The 16,771-nt window shown below is 70.6% G+C and carries 11 protein-coding genes; 8 read left to right on the forward strand and 3 right to left on the reverse strand.

The window, feature by feature from the left end:
* The first annotated feature begins 139 nt into the window (after positions 1-139).
* From ACFWWR_RS03945 to ACFWWR_RS03970, 6 genes are all read left to right on the forward strand, one after another.
* Positions 140-2,509, forward strand: coding sequence for a glycoside hydrolase family 2 protein (locus tag ACFWWR_RS03945; protein ID WP_384301805.1), 2,370 nt, complete (start codon positions 140-142; stop codon positions 2,507-2,509).
* Positions 2,506-3,543 (forward strand): LacI family DNA-binding transcriptional regulator, encoded by a 1,038-nt coding sequence (locus ACFWWR_RS03950; RefSeq protein ID WP_383857543.1) that lies wholly within the window; start codon positions 2,506-2,508, stop codon positions 3,541-3,543. The genes ACFWWR_RS03945 and ACFWWR_RS03950 overlap by 4 nt, the downstream gene beginning before the upstream one ends.
* A 121-nt stretch (positions 3,544-3,664) precedes the next feature.
* Positions 3,665-4,891: a thiolase family protein gene (locus ACFWWR_RS03955; protein ID WP_383857546.1), complete on the forward strand. Its 1,227-nt coding sequence runs from the start codon at positions 3,665-3,667 to the stop codon at positions 4,889-4,891.
* A complete protein-coding gene (locus ACFWWR_RS03960) occupies positions 4,888-7,023 on the forward strand; it encodes a 3-hydroxyacyl-CoA dehydrogenase NAD-binding domain-containing protein (RefSeq protein WP_383857549.1) in 2,136 nt (711 codons plus the stop codon). The genes ACFWWR_RS03955 and ACFWWR_RS03960 overlap by 4 nt, the downstream gene beginning before the upstream one ends.
* A gap of 165 nt (positions 7,024-7,188) precedes the next feature.
* Positions 7,189-8,625, forward strand: a complete 1,437-nt coding sequence (locus ACFWWR_RS03965; RefSeq protein WP_383857551.1) for a cellulose binding domain-containing protein — start codon at positions 7,189-7,191, stop codon at positions 8,623-8,625.
* Positions 8,622-10,079: a polysaccharide deacetylase family protein gene (locus tag ACFWWR_RS03970; protein ID WP_383857554.1), complete on the forward strand. Its 1,458-nt coding sequence runs from the start codon at positions 8,622-8,624 to the stop codon at positions 10,077-10,079. The genes ACFWWR_RS03965 and ACFWWR_RS03970 overlap by 4 nt, the downstream gene beginning before the upstream one ends.
* 73 nt (positions 10,080-10,152) lie before the next feature.
* On the opposite strand, the gene ACFWWR_RS03975 is transcribed toward ACFWWR_RS03970, so the two are convergent.
* The 3 genes from ACFWWR_RS03975 to ACFWWR_RS03985 form a co-directional block, all read right to left on the reverse strand.
* Positions 10,153-11,883 carry a glycosyltransferase gene (locus tag ACFWWR_RS03975; RefSeq protein ID WP_384301807.1) on the reverse strand — a complete coding sequence of 577 codons (1,731 nt, stop codon included), beginning with the start codon at positions 11,881-11,883 and terminating at the stop codon, positions 10,153-10,155.
* Positions 11,880-13,151: a nucleotide sugar dehydrogenase gene (locus tag ACFWWR_RS03980; protein ID WP_383857559.1), complete on the reverse strand. Its 1,272-nt coding sequence runs from the start codon at positions 13,149-13,151 to the stop codon at positions 11,880-11,882. The genes ACFWWR_RS03975 and ACFWWR_RS03980 overlap by 4 nt, the downstream gene beginning before the upstream one ends.
* A 235-nt stretch (positions 13,152-13,386) precedes the next feature.
* Positions 13,387-14,403 carry a hypothetical protein gene (locus ACFWWR_RS03985; RefSeq protein WP_383857561.1) on the reverse strand — a complete coding sequence of 339 codons (1,017 nt, stop codon included), beginning with the start codon at positions 14,401-14,403 and terminating at the stop codon, positions 13,387-13,389.
* A 990-nt stretch (positions 14,404-15,393) separates the two neighbouring features.
* On the opposite strand from ACFWWR_RS03985, the gene ACFWWR_RS03990 reads away from it, so the two are divergent.
* Entirely contained in the window at positions 15,394-16,284 is an 891-nt protein-coding gene (locus ACFWWR_RS03990) for an NAD(P)-dependent oxidoreductase (protein ID WP_384301809.1), read from the forward strand.
* Between the two features lie 43 nt (positions 16,285-16,327).
* The gene (locus ACFWWR_RS03995) at positions 16,328-16,702 is read left to right on the forward strand and encodes an NTP pyrophosphohydrolase (RefSeq protein WP_384301811.1); all 375 of its coding nucleotides are present in this window, start codon (positions 16,328-16,330) and stop codon (positions 16,700-16,702) included.
* Positions 16,703-16,771 lie beyond the last annotated feature (69 nt).

A 16,771-nucleotide genomic window follows, 5' to 3' on the forward strand; every position in this document is an offset into this window, starting at 1 on the left:
GGGACGGAAGAGCACGTGCGGGTTGGTGGGTTGGCTGATTCGGCACTCTGTCAGCGCTTTCTTAACCGGTAAAGTCTCTATTTCGCCAAGGCTGCGACGATGTGAACGCCTGCTCGACTGAAACGGTTTAGGAGTGCGGATGCTGGAGGCCACACCGCTCACCGAGGGCTGGACCCTGAAGCACGAGGGGAATGCCCTCCCGGCCTCGGTGCCGGGCTGTGTGCACACCGATCTGCTGGCCGCCGGGGTGATCCCGGATCCCCTGCTCGGGCTGGGCGAGACCGAGGTCGCGTGGGTGGGGCGGCGGGAGTGGACGTACGAGACGGAGCTCGCGGCGACGAACGGGCACGAGCAGACCGACCTCGTCTTCGACGGCCTGGACACCGCCGCCGAGATCCTGCTCGACGGCCGCCTCCTCGGCCGGACACGGAACATGCACCGCTCGTACCGCTTCGACGTGACCGGGCTCGGCGGCCGGCTGTCGGTGCGGTTCGTCTCCGCGTACGCCGAGGCGGAGGCGGTGCGCGGGAAGCTGGGCGAGCGGCCCGCCGCCTACGCCGAGCCCTACCAGTACCTCCGCAAGATGGCCTGCTCCTTCGGCTGGGACTGGGGTCCGACCCTGGTGACGGCCGGGATCTGGCGGCCGGTCCGGCTGGAGCGGTGGTCGACGGCCAGAGTCGCGCGCGTGCGGCCCCTGGTGACCGTCGAGGACGGCCTGGGACGGGTCGAGTTGCGGGTGGACGTCGAGCGGTCCCGGGTCGAGGCCGAGCTCTGGGTGGAGGCGACGGTCGGCGGGGTGCGGGCGCGCGCCAGGATCGACGGGACGGAGGGAGTCGTACGGCTGGAGGTGCCCGACGTGCGGTTGTGGTGGCCGCACGGGTACGGCGAACAGCACCTGTACGACATCGAGTTGGCGCTCGTGCACGAGGACCGCACGCTGGACGCGTGGCGGCGCCGGATCGGCTTCCGGACCGTCGAGCTGGACCGGCGGCCCGACGCGCACGGCACCGGGTTCACCTTCGTGGTCAACGGCGAGCGGCTCTTCGCGCGGGGCGTGAACTGGATCCCGGACGACGTGTTCCCGTCCCGGATCGGCCGGGACCGGTACCGGGAGCGGCTGCGGCAGGCGGCCGACGCCGGCGTGGACCTCGTGCGGGTGTGGGGCGGCGGGATCTACGAGAGCGAGGACTTCTACGACGCCTGCGACGAGTTCGGACTGCTCGTCTGGCAGGACTTCCCCTTCGCGTGCGCGGCCTACCCGGAGGAGCAGCCGCTGCGGGGTGAGGTCGAGGCGGAGGCGCGCGAGAACGTCGTACGGCTGATGCCGCATCCCTCGCTGGTGCTGTGGAACGGCAACAACGAGAACCTGTGGGGGTTCCGGGACTGGGGCTGGGAGGAACGGCTGGCCGGGGGCTCCTGGGGCGAGGGGTACTACCTGGGCGTACTTCCGCGTGTGGTGGCCGAGTTGGACCCGACGCGGCCGTACACGGCGGGCAGCCCGTGGTCCGGGTCGTGGGAGCACCATCCGAACGATCCGGCGCACGGCACCCACCACTCGTGGGACGTGTGGAACCGGGAGGACTACGCCGACTACCGCCTCCATGTGCCGCGCTTCGTCGCGGAGTTCGGCTGGCAGGCACCGCCCGCCCACGCCACGCTGCGGCGGGCGCTGCCGGGCGAGGAACTGGCGTCCGACTCCCCCGGCATGCTGCACCACCAGAAGGCGGACGACGGCAACGGCAAGCTGGAACGGGGCCTGGCACGTCATTTCGCCGTGCCCGAAGGGGACTTCGACCGCTGGCACTACCTCACGCAGGTCAACCAGGCGCGTGCGGTCGCCGCCGGGATCGAGCACTGGCGGTCGCACTGGCCGGTGTGCGCGGGCACGGTGGTCTGGCAGCTCAACGACTGCTGGCCGGTCACCTCGTGGGCGGCGATCGACGGGGACGGGCGCGAGAAGCCGCTGTACCACGAGCTGCGGCGGGTGTACGCGGACCGGCTGCTCACCCTTCAAGTGCGGGAGCCGGGGCTGGTGTCGGCCGCCGTGAACCAGTCGGCCGAGGAGTGGACGGGCACGCTGGTGCTGCGCCGGATGTCCGTCGAGGGTGGCGTGATCGGTTCGGCCCGGGTGGAGTTCGGCGCCGGGCGGCGGTCCGTCGCCGACCTCGGGGTTCCGCGCGAGCTGGAGCCCGTCGGGCCCAAGGAGTTCCTGGTCGCGGACGCGGACGGGCTGCGCGCCGTGTACTTCCCGGTGCCGGATCGCGAAGTGCCGTATCCGCACCCCGAGTTCGAGGTCGCCCTCGTGCCGGGCGGGATCGAGGTGACGGCCCACACCCTCGTACGGGACCTGCTGCTCCAGGCCGACCGGCTGGACCCGGCGGCACGGGCCGACCGGGGGCTGGTCACGTTGCTGCCCGGCGAACGGGTCACCATCGGGGTGCGCGGCTGGCAGACTCCGGATGCCGAGAAGGCGCGTTCAGCCCTGTACTGCATGGAGCCCGGCCGATGACGGCAACGCCGACCCCCCGCGTCACCATCAAGGACGTCGCCGCGCGCGCCGGCGTGTCCAAGGGTGCCGTGTCCCTCGCCTTCAACCACAAGCCGGGGCTGGCGGAGGCGACGCGGGACCGGATCTTCCGGGCCGCGCGGGAGCTGGGGTGGGCGCCGAGTCCGACCGCGCGGACGCTGGCCGGCTCGCGGGTGGACGTGGTGGGGCTGGCGATCTGCCGGCCGGCCCGGCTGCTCGGGATCGAACCCTTCTACATGGAGTTCGTGTCGGGGGTGGAGAGCGTCCTGACCGAACATTCCTGCTCGCTGCTGCTGCGACTCGTCCGCAGTCTGGAGGAGGAGGTCGGGCTGCAGGAGTCCTGGTGGCGCGGGCGGCAGATCGGCGGGTCGATCCTCGTGGACTTCCGCGCGGACGACCCCCGGGTGGCGGCGGTCGAGCGGCTCGGGATGCCGGTGGTCGCGGTCGGGCATCCGTCGCTGACCGGCAGCCTCACCTCGGTGTGGACCGAGGACGCCACCGCCGTGACGGAGGCGGTGCGGTACCTCGCCGCGCTCGGGCACCGGCGGATCGCCCGGGTGGGGGGCGCGGCGGCCCTCGGACACACCTCCATGCGTTCCGCCGCCTTCGACGAGGCGGCCCGCGCCCTGGAGCTGGCCGGGGCCTGGCAGGTGGCCACGGACTACTCCGGGGAGGCGGGGGCCCGGGCGACACGTTCGCTGCTGACGGCGGCGGCCCCGGACCGGCCGACGGCCATCGTGTACGACAACGACATCATGGCGGTGGCGGGACTGTCGGTGGCGGCGGAGATGGGCCTGAGCGTGCCGGACGACGTCTCACTGCTCGCCTGGGACGATTCGCAGCTGTGCCGGATCACGCATCCGCCCCTCTCGGCGATGAGCCACGACGTGCACGGATTCGGGGCGGAGGCGGCGCGGACGCTGTTCGGGGTGATCACGGGAGAGGGTCCGGGGTCGCATCCGGTGCCGACTCCGGTGCTTACGCCGCGGGGGTCCACGGCTCCGCCGAAGGTGTGACGTTCACCGCTTGGGGCGGGGGGACTGGGCAGCCTGGTTACCCACAAGTAGCATGGGTCCTGAGCGCGCGCTCAGCGCATCGCAGCAGTAGAGCCGTCCCGCACCCTGGAGGAGAGCCATCGTGCCTCGTACCGTCAGGGACGTCGTCTTCGTAGACGGCGTCCGTACCCCGTTCGGCAAGGCGGGCCCGAAGGGCATCTACCACGAGACCCGTGCCGACGACCTCGTCGTGAAGGCGATCCGGGAGCTGCTGCGCCGCAACCCCGGTCTCGACCCGAAGAAGATCGACGAGGTCGCCATCGCGGCGACCACGCAGATCGGCGACCAGGGCCTGACGCTGGGCCGCACGGCCGGAATCCTGGCCGGGCTGCCGCAGTCCGTCCCCGGCTACTCGATCGACCGCATGTGCGCCGGTGCGCTGACGGCCGTCACGGCCACCGCGGGCTCCATCGCCTTCGGTGCCTACGACGCCGTCATCGCCGGTGGTGTCGAGCACATGGGCCGCCACCCCATGGGCGAGGGCGTGGACCCGAACCCGCGATTCGTCAGCGAGAAGCTGGTCGACGAGTCCGCCCTGTTCATGGGCATGACCGCCGAGAACCTGCACGACCGCTACCCCACCATCACCAAGCAGCGCGCCGACGAGTACGCGGTGCGTTCGCAGGAGAAGGCCGCCAAGGCGTACGCCAACGGCAAGATCCAGCAGGACCTGGTGCCGGTCTCGGTGCGCCGCACCAACGCGGAGGCCGGTGAGACGGGCTGGGGCCTGGTCACCGCCGACGAGCCGATGCGCCCGGGGACCACCCTGGAGAACCTCTCCGGTCTGAAGACCCCGTTCCGTGTGCACGGCCGGGTCACCGCCGGCAACGCGGCCGGTCTGAACGACGGCGCCACCGCGTCGATCATCGCCAGCGAGGACTTCGCCCGCGAGCACGACCTGCCGGTGAAGATGCGCCTGGTCTCGTACGCCTTCGCGGGCGTCGAGCCGGAGGTCATGGGCTACGGCCCGATCCCGGCCACCGAGAAGGCCCTCGCCAAGGCGGGCCTGTCGATCGAGGACATCAACCTCTTCGAGATCAACGAGGCCTTCGCGGTCCAGGTGCTCGCCTTCCTGGAGCACTACGGAATCGCCGACGACGACGCGCGCGTCAACCAGTACGGCGGCGCGATCGCCTACGGTCACCCGCTGGCCTCCTCCGGCGTCCGTCTGATGACGCAGCTGGCCCGCCAGTTCGAGGAGCAGCCGGAGGTCCGCTACGGCCTCACCACCATGTGCGTCGGCTTCGGCATGGGCGCCACGGTGATCTGGGAGAACCCGCACCACAAGGACGCCGGAGGCGACAAGTGAGCACCACTGAACTCCTCAAGGGAGCGGCCGAGCTGTTCCCCGACGAGGTCGTGACGTCCGCGCACGTACGCCACCTCGACCTGCCCTTCGGTGCGGGCCGGTTCGCCCTCGTCACCCTCGACAACGGCTTCGACCACACCAAGCCGACCACCTTCGGCCCGCAGTCCCTCGCGAACCTGAACACCGCGATCGACCAGGTCGAGAAGGAGGCCGCGGCCGGCGAGATCGTCGGCATCGGCATCACCGGCAAGCCGTTCATCTTCGCGGTCGGCGCCGACCTCAAGGGCGTCGAACTCCTCAAGGAGCACAAGGACGCGCTCGCGATCGGCAAGGGCGGCCACGAGGTCTTCAAGCGGCTGTCCGGTCTCGCGGTCCCGACCTTCGCGTACTACAACGGCGCGGCCATGGGCGGCGGCGTCGAGGTCGGCCTGCACTGCAAGTACCGCACGGTGTCGAAGGCGATCGCGGCCTTCTCGCTCCCCGAGGTCTTCCTCGGTCTGGTACCCGGCTGGGGCGGCTGCACGATCCTGCCGAACCTGATCGGTGCCGACAAGGCCGTCTCGGTGATCATCGAGAACTCGCTCAACCAGAACAAGCAGCTCAAGGGGCAGCAGGTCTACGAGCTCGGGATCGCCGACGCGATCTTCGAGGGCGCGGACTTCCTGGAGCAGTCGCTGCTGTGGACGGCCGCCGTCCTCAAGGGCGAGATCGTCATCGAGCGCCCGGTGATCGACCGCGGCGAGGCCTGGGACCAGGCCGTCGCCAAGGGCCGCTTCATCGCGGACGGCAAGGTGCACGGTGCCGCTCCGGCCGCCTACCGCGCCCTCGACATCATCGCCGCCGCCAAGAACGGCGACCTCCAGCAGGGCTACGACGCCGAGGACGAGGCCCTCGCCGACCTGATCATGGGCGGCGAACTGCGCTCCGGCATCTACGCGTTCAACCTGGTCCAGAAGCGCGCCAAGCGCCCGGCCGGCGCGCCGGACAAGTCGCTGGCCCGCCCGGTCACCAAGGTCGGTGTCGTCGGCGCCGGTCTGATGGCCTCGCAGCTCGCCCTGCTGTTCCTGCGCCGCCTGGAGGTGCCGGTCGTGCTGACCGACATCGACCAGGAGCGCGTCGACAAGGGTGTGGGCTACGTCCACGCCGAGATCGACAAGCTGCTCGGCAAGGGCCGTATCAACCAGGACAAGGCCAACCGCCTCAAGGCGCTGGTCTCCGGTGTGCTGGACAAGGCCGAGGGCTTCTCCGACGCGGACTTCATCATCGAGGCCGTGTTCGAGGAGATCGGTGTCAAGCAGCAGGTGTTCGCGGAGGTCGAGGCGGTCGCCCCGGCGCACGCGATCCTCGCCACCAACACCTCCTCGCTGTCGGTCACCGAGATGGCGTCGAAGCTGAAGAACCCCGAGCGGGTCGTCGGCTTCCACTTCTTCAACCCGGTCGCGATCCTCCCGCTGCTGGAGATCGTCCGCGGCGAGCAGACCGACGACGCCTCCCTCGCCACGGCGTTCGGTGTCGCCAAGAAGCTGAAGAAGACGGCGGTTCTGGTGAAGGACGCCCCGGCGTTCGTCGTGAACCGCATCCTCACCCGCTTCATGGGCGAGATCCAGAACGTCATCGACGAGGGCACGCCGGTCGAGGTCGCCGAGAAGGCCGTCGAGCCGCTCGGGCTGCCGATGTCCCCGCTGGTGCTCCTGGAGCTGGTCGGTCCCGCGATCGGTCTGCACGTCTCCGAGACCCTCAACCGGGCCTTCCCGGACCGCTTCACGGTCTCCCCGAACCTCGCGGCCGTGGTCAAGGCGGGCAAGCGCGGCTTCTACGTCTACTCCGCAGAGAACGGGTTCAAGCCGGAGCTGGACCCCGAGGTCGCCGCGCTGCTCAAGCAGGGCGACACCGTGCTGACCGAGGGGCAGGTCCGTGACCGCGTCCTGGACGCGGTGGCGCAGGAGATCGGGCTCATGCTCGACGAGGGCGTCGTCGCCGAGGCCCAGGACATCGACCTCTGCCTGATCACCGGCGCCGGCTGGCCCTTCCACCTGGGCGGCATCACGCCGTACCTGGACCGTGAGGGCGTCTCCGAGCGAGTGAACGGGAAGCCGTTCCTGGCTCCGGGCGTGGCGAGCGTCCCGGCGTAACGCGTTACCCCTGAGGGGGGTGGGGTGCACGGTAACGATCCGTGCGCTCCGCCCCCCTTTCACATGCCTCTGCAGATAGGATCCTCACACAATCCGACCACTTGTTTACATTGCACGGACGGTTCTGACCCACGAGCCGATCGGTGTAGCGCGAAGGAGCCTTCCGTGGCGTCAACCCGCCGCCGTACCCCCCGACGTCGGGTTTGGCCCAAGATCAAGCTGCTCCTCCTGGTGTGTGTGGTCGCCGCCGGTGCCACGGCGCTGTATCCCGTCTGGAAGGCCGCGAACCCCGAGCCGCCGGAGCTCGTCCTCCGGTACCGGACCGAGACGCCGGCCACCGCGGCGGCGGCCGAGCCGTCCCTCGAGATCCTCAACGAGTCGAAGAAGCCGCTGCCGCTGAGCGATGTGACGCTCCGGTACTACTTCACCGCGGACACGAACTCCTCGTACGCCTACAACTGCGTCCAGGCCGCCGTCGGCTGCTCGAACATCGCCGGAACGGTGACGAAGCTCGACAAGTCCGCCGAGAAGGCCGACCACTACCTGGAACTGCGGTTCACCGAGGACGCGGGCACCCTGGAGCCGGGCGCCAACAGCAAGGGCATCGACGTCCAGCTGTACCGCACCGACCACGAGAAGCTGACGCAGTCCAACGACCGCTCCTTCGACGCCGAGAAGACGACCTACAAGGAGTCGAAGACGGTCACCGCGTACAAGCGGGGCGTCCTCGCCTGGGGTGACGAGCCGAACGGCGGCGACGACAAGCAGGCCTCGGCGAAGGCGTCCGCAGCGCCCGCTCCGGTGCCGGCCGCCCCCGCGGGCGTGCTGTTCGACAACTTCCACTACGTCGGCGCCAAGGACCCCGCGCTGTTCAAGCACGGCTGGCTGGTGCGCTCCAGCAAGGGCGGCCCGGGCATCGACGACACCTGGACGACCGACGGGGTCACCTTCCCCGCCGGAAAGGACGCCCTCGGCGACGGCCAGGTGCTCAACCTGCGCGCCGCCACCGACGGCACCAAGTCCGGCACCGAGCAGGCGAGCCTCGGCACCGCGAGCCGCGAGTTCCGCGAGGGCACCTACGCCGCCCGGATCCACTTCTCCGACGATCCCACCGACGGCGAGGGCGGCGACCACGTCAACCAGACCTTCTACACCATCGGCGGCAGCGGGAAGACGTACAGCGAGCTCGACAACGAGTACCTGCCCAACGGCGGTTGGGGCCGGCTCGGCCCCAAGCTCGACACCGTCAGCTGGTACGACCACGAGAAGAACGACCGCGTCTACAACACGACGAACAAGAGCCTGGCCGGCTGGCACACCATGATGATCACGGTCAAGGGCGACGTGGTGACCTACCGCATGGACGGCAAGAAGCTCTTCAGCAGCACCGGCAAGTACGCCCCGCGCGCGGGCATGTCCATCAACTTCAACCACTGGTTCGTCGACCTGCCGTTCAAGGGTGACCGCGCCTGGGACATGCAGGTGGACTGGCTGTACTACAACGCCAAGGACGTCCTGTCCGTCAAGGACGTCGATGCCGCCGTCAAGGAATACAGCGACAACGGCATGAACTACTTCGACACCGTCCAGGAGACTCGTTGAGGAAAGAGCAACCCCGTGTCTGGTCCCGTCCGCTGAGCCGGCGCTCCGCGCTGCTCATGGGCGGCACGGGAGGCGTCGCGATGGCAGGCACCGGTGCGTGGGTGGGCAGGGTGGCGGCCCAGCCGGCGGCCGCCCCTGTCGAGGCAGCCATCGGCGGCCTCACCACGCCCCCGTCCTACGCCCCGTCGGGGCGCCGGCCCAAGTACCGCCGGGCCACCTGGTCCCAGCAGTTCCAGGCCGGACACGGCTGGACTCCGGGAGGCACGGGCACCGCGTCGGCCGAGGCGAACGACACGACCGCCTTCGTGCGCGGGACACAGTCGGTGCGGGTCACCACCAACGGCACCGGCAAGCAGTCCTACGTCCGCAAGACCGGTATGACCGCGCAGAACCTGACCGGCAAGATGATCAGGCTCGTCCTGCGGGTCGAGGACGTGACCAACCTGTCCAAGCTGGTCTTCTACCTGGGCAGCGGCTCCCTCGCGAACCACTTCTCCTGGACCCTGCACGCCCATTCGACGACGGCGGCCAACTACGTCCAGTCCGGGGAGTGGGTGACGGTCCACCTGCAGTGGGCCGACGTCACCAGTGCGGCCGGAACGTACTCCATCTCCGCCTCCGGCACACCGTCCACCAAGACCGGCTTCACCGACATGTCGTTCGCCGTGTACGACAACGCGGGCGGGCCGGTGACCTACCGGCTGCAGGCCGTCGAGCTGATACCGGACACCGTCTCGGTCTTCCCGAAGGGCGTCGTCTCGATCACCTTCGACGACTCCCACAAGTCGATCCACGACCTGGCCCGGCCGGTGATGGACCAGTTCGGCTACTCGGGCACGGTCTACAACATCGCCGACGCCATCGGCACGGGCAGCTTCCTGACGATCGACCAGATGCGCTCGATGCAGAACTTCTCGGGCTGGGAGATGGCAGGCCACTCCTATGCGAACGCCACCCACACCGCCAGCTATCCCAAGCTGACCGCGGAACAGGCGGACGACGACTTCCGCAAGCTGCGCGAGTGGATGGTGGGCAACGGCTTCACCAGCGAGCATTTCGCCTACCCGCACGGGGCGTTCCAGAAGACGACGGACGGCGTTCCGGTGGACCAGATCGCCAGCCGGCACTTCACCACGGCCCGGTCGATCATCTCCGAGACGATCGAGTCCTTCGCCCCGGCGATGCCGTACCGCCTCAAGGCGCTGACCGGCATCAACGACGGTACGGGCATCGGTGGTACGGCGCTCACGAAGGTGACGGGCGCGGGAGGCCGGCTCGACCGCTGTGCCAACAGCAGTGACTGGCTCATCCTGTGCCTGCACAAGGTCGTCGAGGGCGCTCCGGCGACCAGCACGGAGATCGGCAAGGCCGGTCTCACCGCGCTGATGCAGGCGATCGACGACCGAGGCATCCCGGTACTCACGGTCGAGGAGGCGATGGCCTCCTACACATGAGGCACGCCGACGAGTGAACAAGAAGGAGGGGCGGCCATGTGGCCGCCCCTCCTTCTGCTCGCGTGCGTGGGGCCTACCAGCCCTGCCCGTTCCCCTGGCCGTTGCCCTGCTGCCAGGAGGGGTCCGCATAGCCGCTCTGGTGCTGGTGGGGGTCGTAGCCCTGCTGCTGGTACGGATCCTGGTGCCCGCCCTGCCACTGCTGCTGTCCGGCCGGTGCCGGCGTCCCCCAGGTGACGGCCTGCTGGGGCACGTGCGCGTGCTGCTCGTCGTAGCCGGGCAGCGGCTGCGGCTGGGTGGGGATGGGGCCGGACGGGCGGGGCCGGGTGCGCAGCGCCACGCCTTCGAGACGCATCAGCTGGAGCGTCTCGGTGACCTTCTTGTCGGAGTACGGATCCTCTTCCTCGAAGATCTCCGTCACGTCGGCCTCGTGGTCGCCGGCCACGGACACCTCGACGCCGCCCTGGCGGGTGCCCCAACTGCCCTTGTGCAGCGTGAACAGGGCGTAGAACCTGAGCGGGGTCAGCAGGGTCAGCTGGATCACGCCGTAGATCGGCGCGAGCAGGAACATGCCGAACCGCTTGATGAAGCCCATGCCACGGCGCGGGAAGTCGAGGTACCGCACGTTGCGGAGGTACCCCATGAGGACCATGAAGATCAGGTAGTCGCCGATGTGGTTGACGAACTGGTCGGGCTTGATGATCGGCAGGATGACCATCGAGTAGAACATCGCCGAGCCGAAGACCAGCCACAGCGCCAGTTCCATGCAGGTCAGCCAGAAGGCGGGCCGGTACTTCTTCTGGTGCCGGAAGGCCCACAGGGACTCGCGGAAGAAGGACTTGTTCCAGCGGACCTGCTGGCGCAGGAAGTGCGGCAGCTTCTCGGGGACGGCCGTGTAGCCGACGGCGGTCTCCTGGAAGACGACCTGGCCTTCCATCAGGCAGTAGTTGGTCATGCGGCGGTCGTCGCCGAAGACGGCCGGCTTGCCCAGGAACTGCTGGTTGAGGAAGTCCGGCAGGTACTTGCGCACCAGCGTGCCGCGGTACGCGGACAGCGCGCCGCAGCAGCACAGGACCGACTTCAGACGCGAGTACGCGGCCCGCTCGAAGAGGAACGAGTTGCCGTAGCGCAGGTCCTGCAGGCGCGTGAAGATGTTGCTGTCGTGATTGAGCGCCAGGACCATGCCGGTGGAGGCCATGATCTTCTCGTCGGCCAGCGGCAGCAGCAGTTCACGGACGGTGTCCCTGGACAGGACGGTGTCCGAGTCGACGCACAGGAAGATGTCGGAGTACGGGGCGGCCTCGAAGCCGAGCGCCAGGGCCTCGCGCTTGCCCTTGTTCTCGGGCTGCACGCTGACCGTGTACTTGACGCCCCTGGCCTCGAACTCCCGGCGGATCTTCTTCGCCGTCCTGATGCCGGAGTCGTTGGCGCTGGCGTCGTCGATGATGTGGATCTCGTTGGGCAGGCGGCTCTGCGCGAGGAGGCTGCGCATGCCCTGCTCGAACATCACCGGGTCCTCGTTGTAGATCGGGATGACCGCGGTGACCCAGGCGTTCTCCAGGTACTCCAGCTCCTCCCGCCCGGCCTTGGCCGGACGGTAGAAGAGGGCGCCGAACATCTTCAGGGCCAGCAGACCCATGGCACCCATCGAGTACAGGTGCAGGGAGCCGGCGTCGAGCCTCGTCGCGATCAGCGCGGCGAGGGCCAGGAAGACGAAGTACGAGACCTTCAGGTGCCGGCGTTTGCGGTGGCCCCGGTGGCCGTCCGAGTCGACGGCTCCGGCTATGTACGTGTCTTCGGAAGTCACAGCTTGACCACCCGCGGGTGGTCGGCGGACTTGCCCCGGGTGTCGAAGAGCGCGCGGGCGCGGTCGGCGAGCTCACCCAGGTCGATCTCGCGGTGCGGCTGGAGCAGGATGGTGAGGTCGGCGGACTCGGCCGCGGCGAGGTAGTCGTCCGCCCGCTCGACGCTCGCGCCGCCGACCTTCCAGTCCTCGACGCGCGGGTCGAAGTAGACGAGTTCGGCACCGCGCGTCAGGAGGTTCTCCGCGACGGCCAGCGCCGGGCTCTCGCGCTGGTCGGAGATGTCCGGCTTGTACGTCACGCCGAGGAGCAGGACGCGGGAGCCGCGGACCGCCTTGCCCTGGTCGTTGAGCATGTCGGCCGCGCGGTTGACGACGTGCACGGGCATGCGCTGGTTGATCTCCTGCGCCAGCTCCACGAAGCGGAACGGGATGCCGAGCGAACGCACCTTGTACGACAGGTAGTTGGGGTCGATCGGGATGCAGTGACCGCCGACGCCCGGGCCCGGGTAGAAGGGCGCGAAGCCGAACGGCTTGGTGGAGGCGCAGCGGATCGCGTCCCAGAGGTCGACGCCGATCTCACGGCAGAACATCGACATCTCGTTGACGAGGGCGATGTTGACGTGCCGGTAGGTGTTCTCCAGGAGCTTGGCCATCTCGGCCTCGCGGGTGCCCTTGGCCTCGACGACGCGGTTCACGAAACGCTCGTAGAGGGCGCGGGCGGCCTTGGTGCAGTCCGCGGTGATGCCGCCGACCACCTTGGGCGTGTTCTCCAGGCCGAAGGTGGGGTTGCCCGGGTCGATGCGCTCCGGGGAGAAGGCGAGGTGGAAGTCCGTGCCGACGCGCAGTCCACCGGCCTCCAGGCGCGGGCGGACGACCTCGTCGGTGGTGCCGGGGTACGTCGTCGACTCCAGCACCACGAGCGTGCCGGGTCGCAGGTGCGCGGCGATGTCGTCCACGGCGGCGTGCACCGCGCCGAGGTCGGGGGCGCCGTGGTCGGTGAGCGGGGTCGGGACACAGACGACGACCGCGGCGGCGTCGGCGATGACCTCGGCCCGGTCGACCGCCTCGAAGCCCTGGTCGAGCATGGCGCCGACCTCTGCGTCGGTGATGTCGTCCACGTGTGAACGGCCGGCGTTCAGTCCGTCGACGACCCGTCGGCTGCGGTCGAGACCCACCACCTTCAAGCCCGCGCCGGCGGCGGAACGGGCCAGCGGCAGCCCCACGTAACCGAGTCCGACAACGACAAGATCCACCGTGGAGGATCTGCTCACGACAACATTCCCAACCCCGTTTTACCGGCCGCTCGGGCCGGGTGCCGGTGCTACGTCGGTCTCCCGAAAAATTCGAACAAACGCAGGGAGGCTAGCAAGCATTTTCACTTCTTCACCACAGCTTCTTAAAGTGCCCCTCGTCACGCGCGCATCCATACAACCCTCTGTGTGTTTCATGTGTCTCTGGTCCCTGATTGTGTCAAGCGTCATGGGCCAAGGGCCGTCGGACCTGTGGTCAGACCTGCCGCCAGGCCTCCAGCGCGAGGCCCGGCTCGTCCTTGCGGCGGGTGAGAAGCAGCTGGCCGCTCGCCGGGGAGAGCGTGGCCGCGACGACCCGGTCGTCCTCGTCGACGGCCAGCGACACCTCGGCGTCCGCGGGGAGTTGGGGCCCGGACTCGGTCCACCAGGCGCCCGCCGACTCCTGTTCGGTGGGATACGCGGCGAAGGCCACCCGGCCGCTCGCGGAGCGCTGGGCGAGCAAAGTGCAGTCGTGGCCGTCGAGTTGACAGCGGACGGCGGAGACCGGGCCGGGGCCGGCGGAGGCGAGGAGCGTGACCGGCTTGGCGCCGGGGCGCCAGGCGCACAGGTCGCCGGAGGTGTCGGCGAAGAAGAGGGTGGTGCTCTCCGGGGAGGTGGCGAGGGCGCGCAGGGTGCCCTGACGGACCGGGACCTCGATCGCCTCCTCCAGGACCGGCTGGGCGCCGGGCTGCTCCTGACGCCAGTGCAGGATGCCGCCGGGGGCCGCCGCGTACAGCTCGACGCGTCCGGACTCCCCCGTCACGGCCGCCAACTCCTCTTGTACGTCACTCCCCTTGAGGTCGCGCCAGGGGTCCCAGCCGCCCTTCTCCTTCTGGACGGCCAGGCTCACGCCGCCGCTCTTGTTCCGTACGAAGACGTGGGCGCGGCCCTGGGCGTCGACCGCGACGGCGGGCGTGCCGGTGCGGGCGCCCTTCTTGTCGGGGTGCCCGATCGGCATCCAGTCGAGGGCGGCGAGGCGGGGCCGGAAGTGCGTGGAGTGCACCAGGCCGGACTCACCGGACGCGGTGGGCCGCCAGGAGACCAGGTGGGCGTATCCGTCGGTGCCCTGGCCGATCGCGAGCACGGGGTGCAGCTTCTGGTCGCCGCCCACCTTGCGGGCGGGTTCCCACGGGCCGCCGGGCCCGCGCTCCGCCCGGCACCGGACGACGTCACCCGCGGGCAGATACACACTGAGCCGGCCGTCGCGGCCGCGTATGAGCCAGTCGCCGTTCACCGGTTCACTCTAAGCGGAGGGCTTCACACAACGTGTCCGGGGCCCGGGCTTGGGCGCGGGGGGGCGGGGCGTGGGGGCGGGGCGCGGGGCACGGGGCACGGGCCGCCGAGCACCGGGCACCTGGCACCGGGCACAGGCCGCGGGACACGGGGCAGGGGCCGGGCCGCGGAACACGGGACACAGGCCGGGCCGCGGGACACGGGGGCACAGGGCAGGGGCCGGGCCGCGGGACACGGGGGCACAGGGCAGGGGCCGGGCCGCGGGACACGGGGGCACAGGGCAGGGGCCACAGGCCACGGGGCAGGGGCCGGGCCACGGAACAGTGGACACAGGCCACAGGCCACAGGCCACAGGCCACGGGACAGGGGCCGGGCCACGGAACACAGGCCACAGGCGACGGGACACCGGCCGGGCCACGGAACACAGGCCACACGCCAGGGCTTGTCGAGGGCGCGGCTGGATGAGGAAGAGGGTGCTGGCGGGGTGCGGCCGCGAAGTGGCGCATAAGCAGCCGTCCGGCGGCAGGTGCCGCGCCCGGGGAGGATCACCCAGGGCCGCAGGCAGGTGCCACACCCGGGAAAGGTCACGCAGGGCCGCGAAGAGGCCGCCGCCTGCCCTGCCGCGGACTCAGCTCGAGGCGGCAACCAGGACCTGCTCCCCCGTGGCGGTCGGACCCGACGCAGACGAGGACCCGCCGGCCGCGCGGGCGGCTGGGAGCCAGGGTGGGAAGGAAACGTGGGTGCACAGCGGCCCTCAGGGGCCCGCCAGGCGCACGGGAGCGGTGCGGCGGAGGCGGGGACCGCTGCCGACTCCGGGGGCCGCGTGCGGCTCACGACGGGGCCATTGCCGCCGTCGGGAGACCTCGCCGCGCCGAGCAGCGTCGCCGAGCCTGCGGTCGGTGTCCGGGGCGGTCTCCTCGGCGTCGACCCGCGCTGATCAGGCAGGCTGGTCCACAGCAGCAGGCACGTACGAGGACAGGAAGTTGACGTCATGACCGACACCCGCACCGTGAGCGTCCTGGGCACCGGGATCATGGGGGCCGCGATGGCCCGCAACCTCGCCCGCGCCGGGCACACCGTCCGGGCCTGGAACCGCACCCGCGACAAGGCCGACCCCCTCGCCGCCGACGGCGCGTTCGTGGCCGGCACGCCCGCCGAGGCCGTACGGGGCGCCGACGTGGTCCTGACGATGCTGTACGACGGTCCCGCCGCCCTGTACGTGATGCGCGAGGCGGCGCCGGGGCTGCGTCCCGGCGTCGCCTGGGTGCAGTCGACGACCGCGGGCATCGAGGCGGTCGGCGAGCTGGCCGGCTTCGCCCGCGAGCACCAGCTCCGTTTCTTCGACGCGCCGGTGCTGGGCACGCGTCAGCCGGCGGAGGCCGGACAACTGACCGTGCTGGCCGCCGGACCGGTCGAGGGCCGGGCCGCGGTGGCGCCGGTCTTCGACGCGGTCGGCGCGCGGACCGTGTGGACCGGCGAGGACGGCGCGGCCGGCTCCGCCACGCGGCTGAAGCTGGTCGCCAACAGCTGGGTCATCGCCGCCACCGCGGCGACCGGCGAGGTACTGGCCCTCTCCCAGGCCCTCGGCGTCGACCCGCAGAGCTTCTTCGACCTCATCGCGGGCGGCCCGCTCGACATGGGCTACCTGCACGCCAAGGCCGCGCTCGTCCTCGACGACCGGCTGACCCCGCCCCAGTTCGGGGTGGCCACCGCCGCCAAGGACGCCCGTCTCATCGTCGAGGCGGGCGAGCGCAACGGCGTACGGCTGGACGTGGCGGTCGCGAGCGCGGAGCGGCTGGAACGGGCCGCCGCGCAGGGGCACGCCGACGAGGACATGGTGGCGGCGTACTTCGCGAGCTTCGACGAGAAGCGGGAGGACTGAACCGGAGCCCTGCTCCCCCCTCGGCCGTGGGACCCTGGCCGGTATGGACGAGAACGCCCCGCTGCTCGTGATCGTGGACGCCGCGAACGTCGTCGGGTCGGTGCCCGACGGGTGGTGGCGGGACCGGCGGGGGGCCGCGGAGCGGCTGCGGGACCGGCTGGCGGCCGACGGGGTGCCGGGGCGTTCCGAGGCGGTGGAGATGGTCCTCGTCGTCGAGGGCGCGGCCCGGGGTGTGGAGTCGGTGCCGGGGGTGCGGGTCGAGGCCGCGCCGGGGAGCGGGGACGACCTCATCGTGGACCTGGTGGACCGGGCGGGTGACCGTCCGGTCCTGGTCGTCACGGCGGATCGCGAACTGCGCCGCCGGGTCGGGGAGTCGGGGGCCGAGGTGGCGGGCCCACGGACCGTCAGGCCGACCTGACGGCCGACGTGCCCGACGGTCCAGCGGGTCCAGCGGGTCCAGCCGGTCCAGCCGGTCCAGCCGGTCCAG

The organism is Streptomyces sp. NPDC058678 (genome assembly GCF_042714835.1).
GTDB lineage: Bacteria > Actinomycetota > Actinomycetes > Streptomycetales > Streptomycetaceae > Streptomyces.

Bases quoted from the DNA above. Each gene is read 5' to 3' on its own strand.
- ACFWWR_RS03945 (WP_384301805.1), top strand. From the start codon at position 140: ATGCTGGAGGCCACACCGCTCACCGAGGGCTGGACCCTGAAGCACGAG.
- ACFWWR_RS03950 (WP_383857543.1), top strand. From the start codon at position 2,506: ATGACGGCAACGCCGACCCCCCGCGTCACCATCAAGGACGTCGCCGCG.
- ACFWWR_RS03990 (WP_384301809.1), top strand. From the start codon at position 15,394: ATGACCGACACCCGCACCGTGAGCGTCCTGGGCACCGGGATCATGGGG.
- ACFWWR_RS03995 (WP_384301811.1), top strand. From the start codon at position 16,328: ATGGACGAGAACGCCCCGCTGCTCGTGATCGTGGACGCCGCGAACGTC.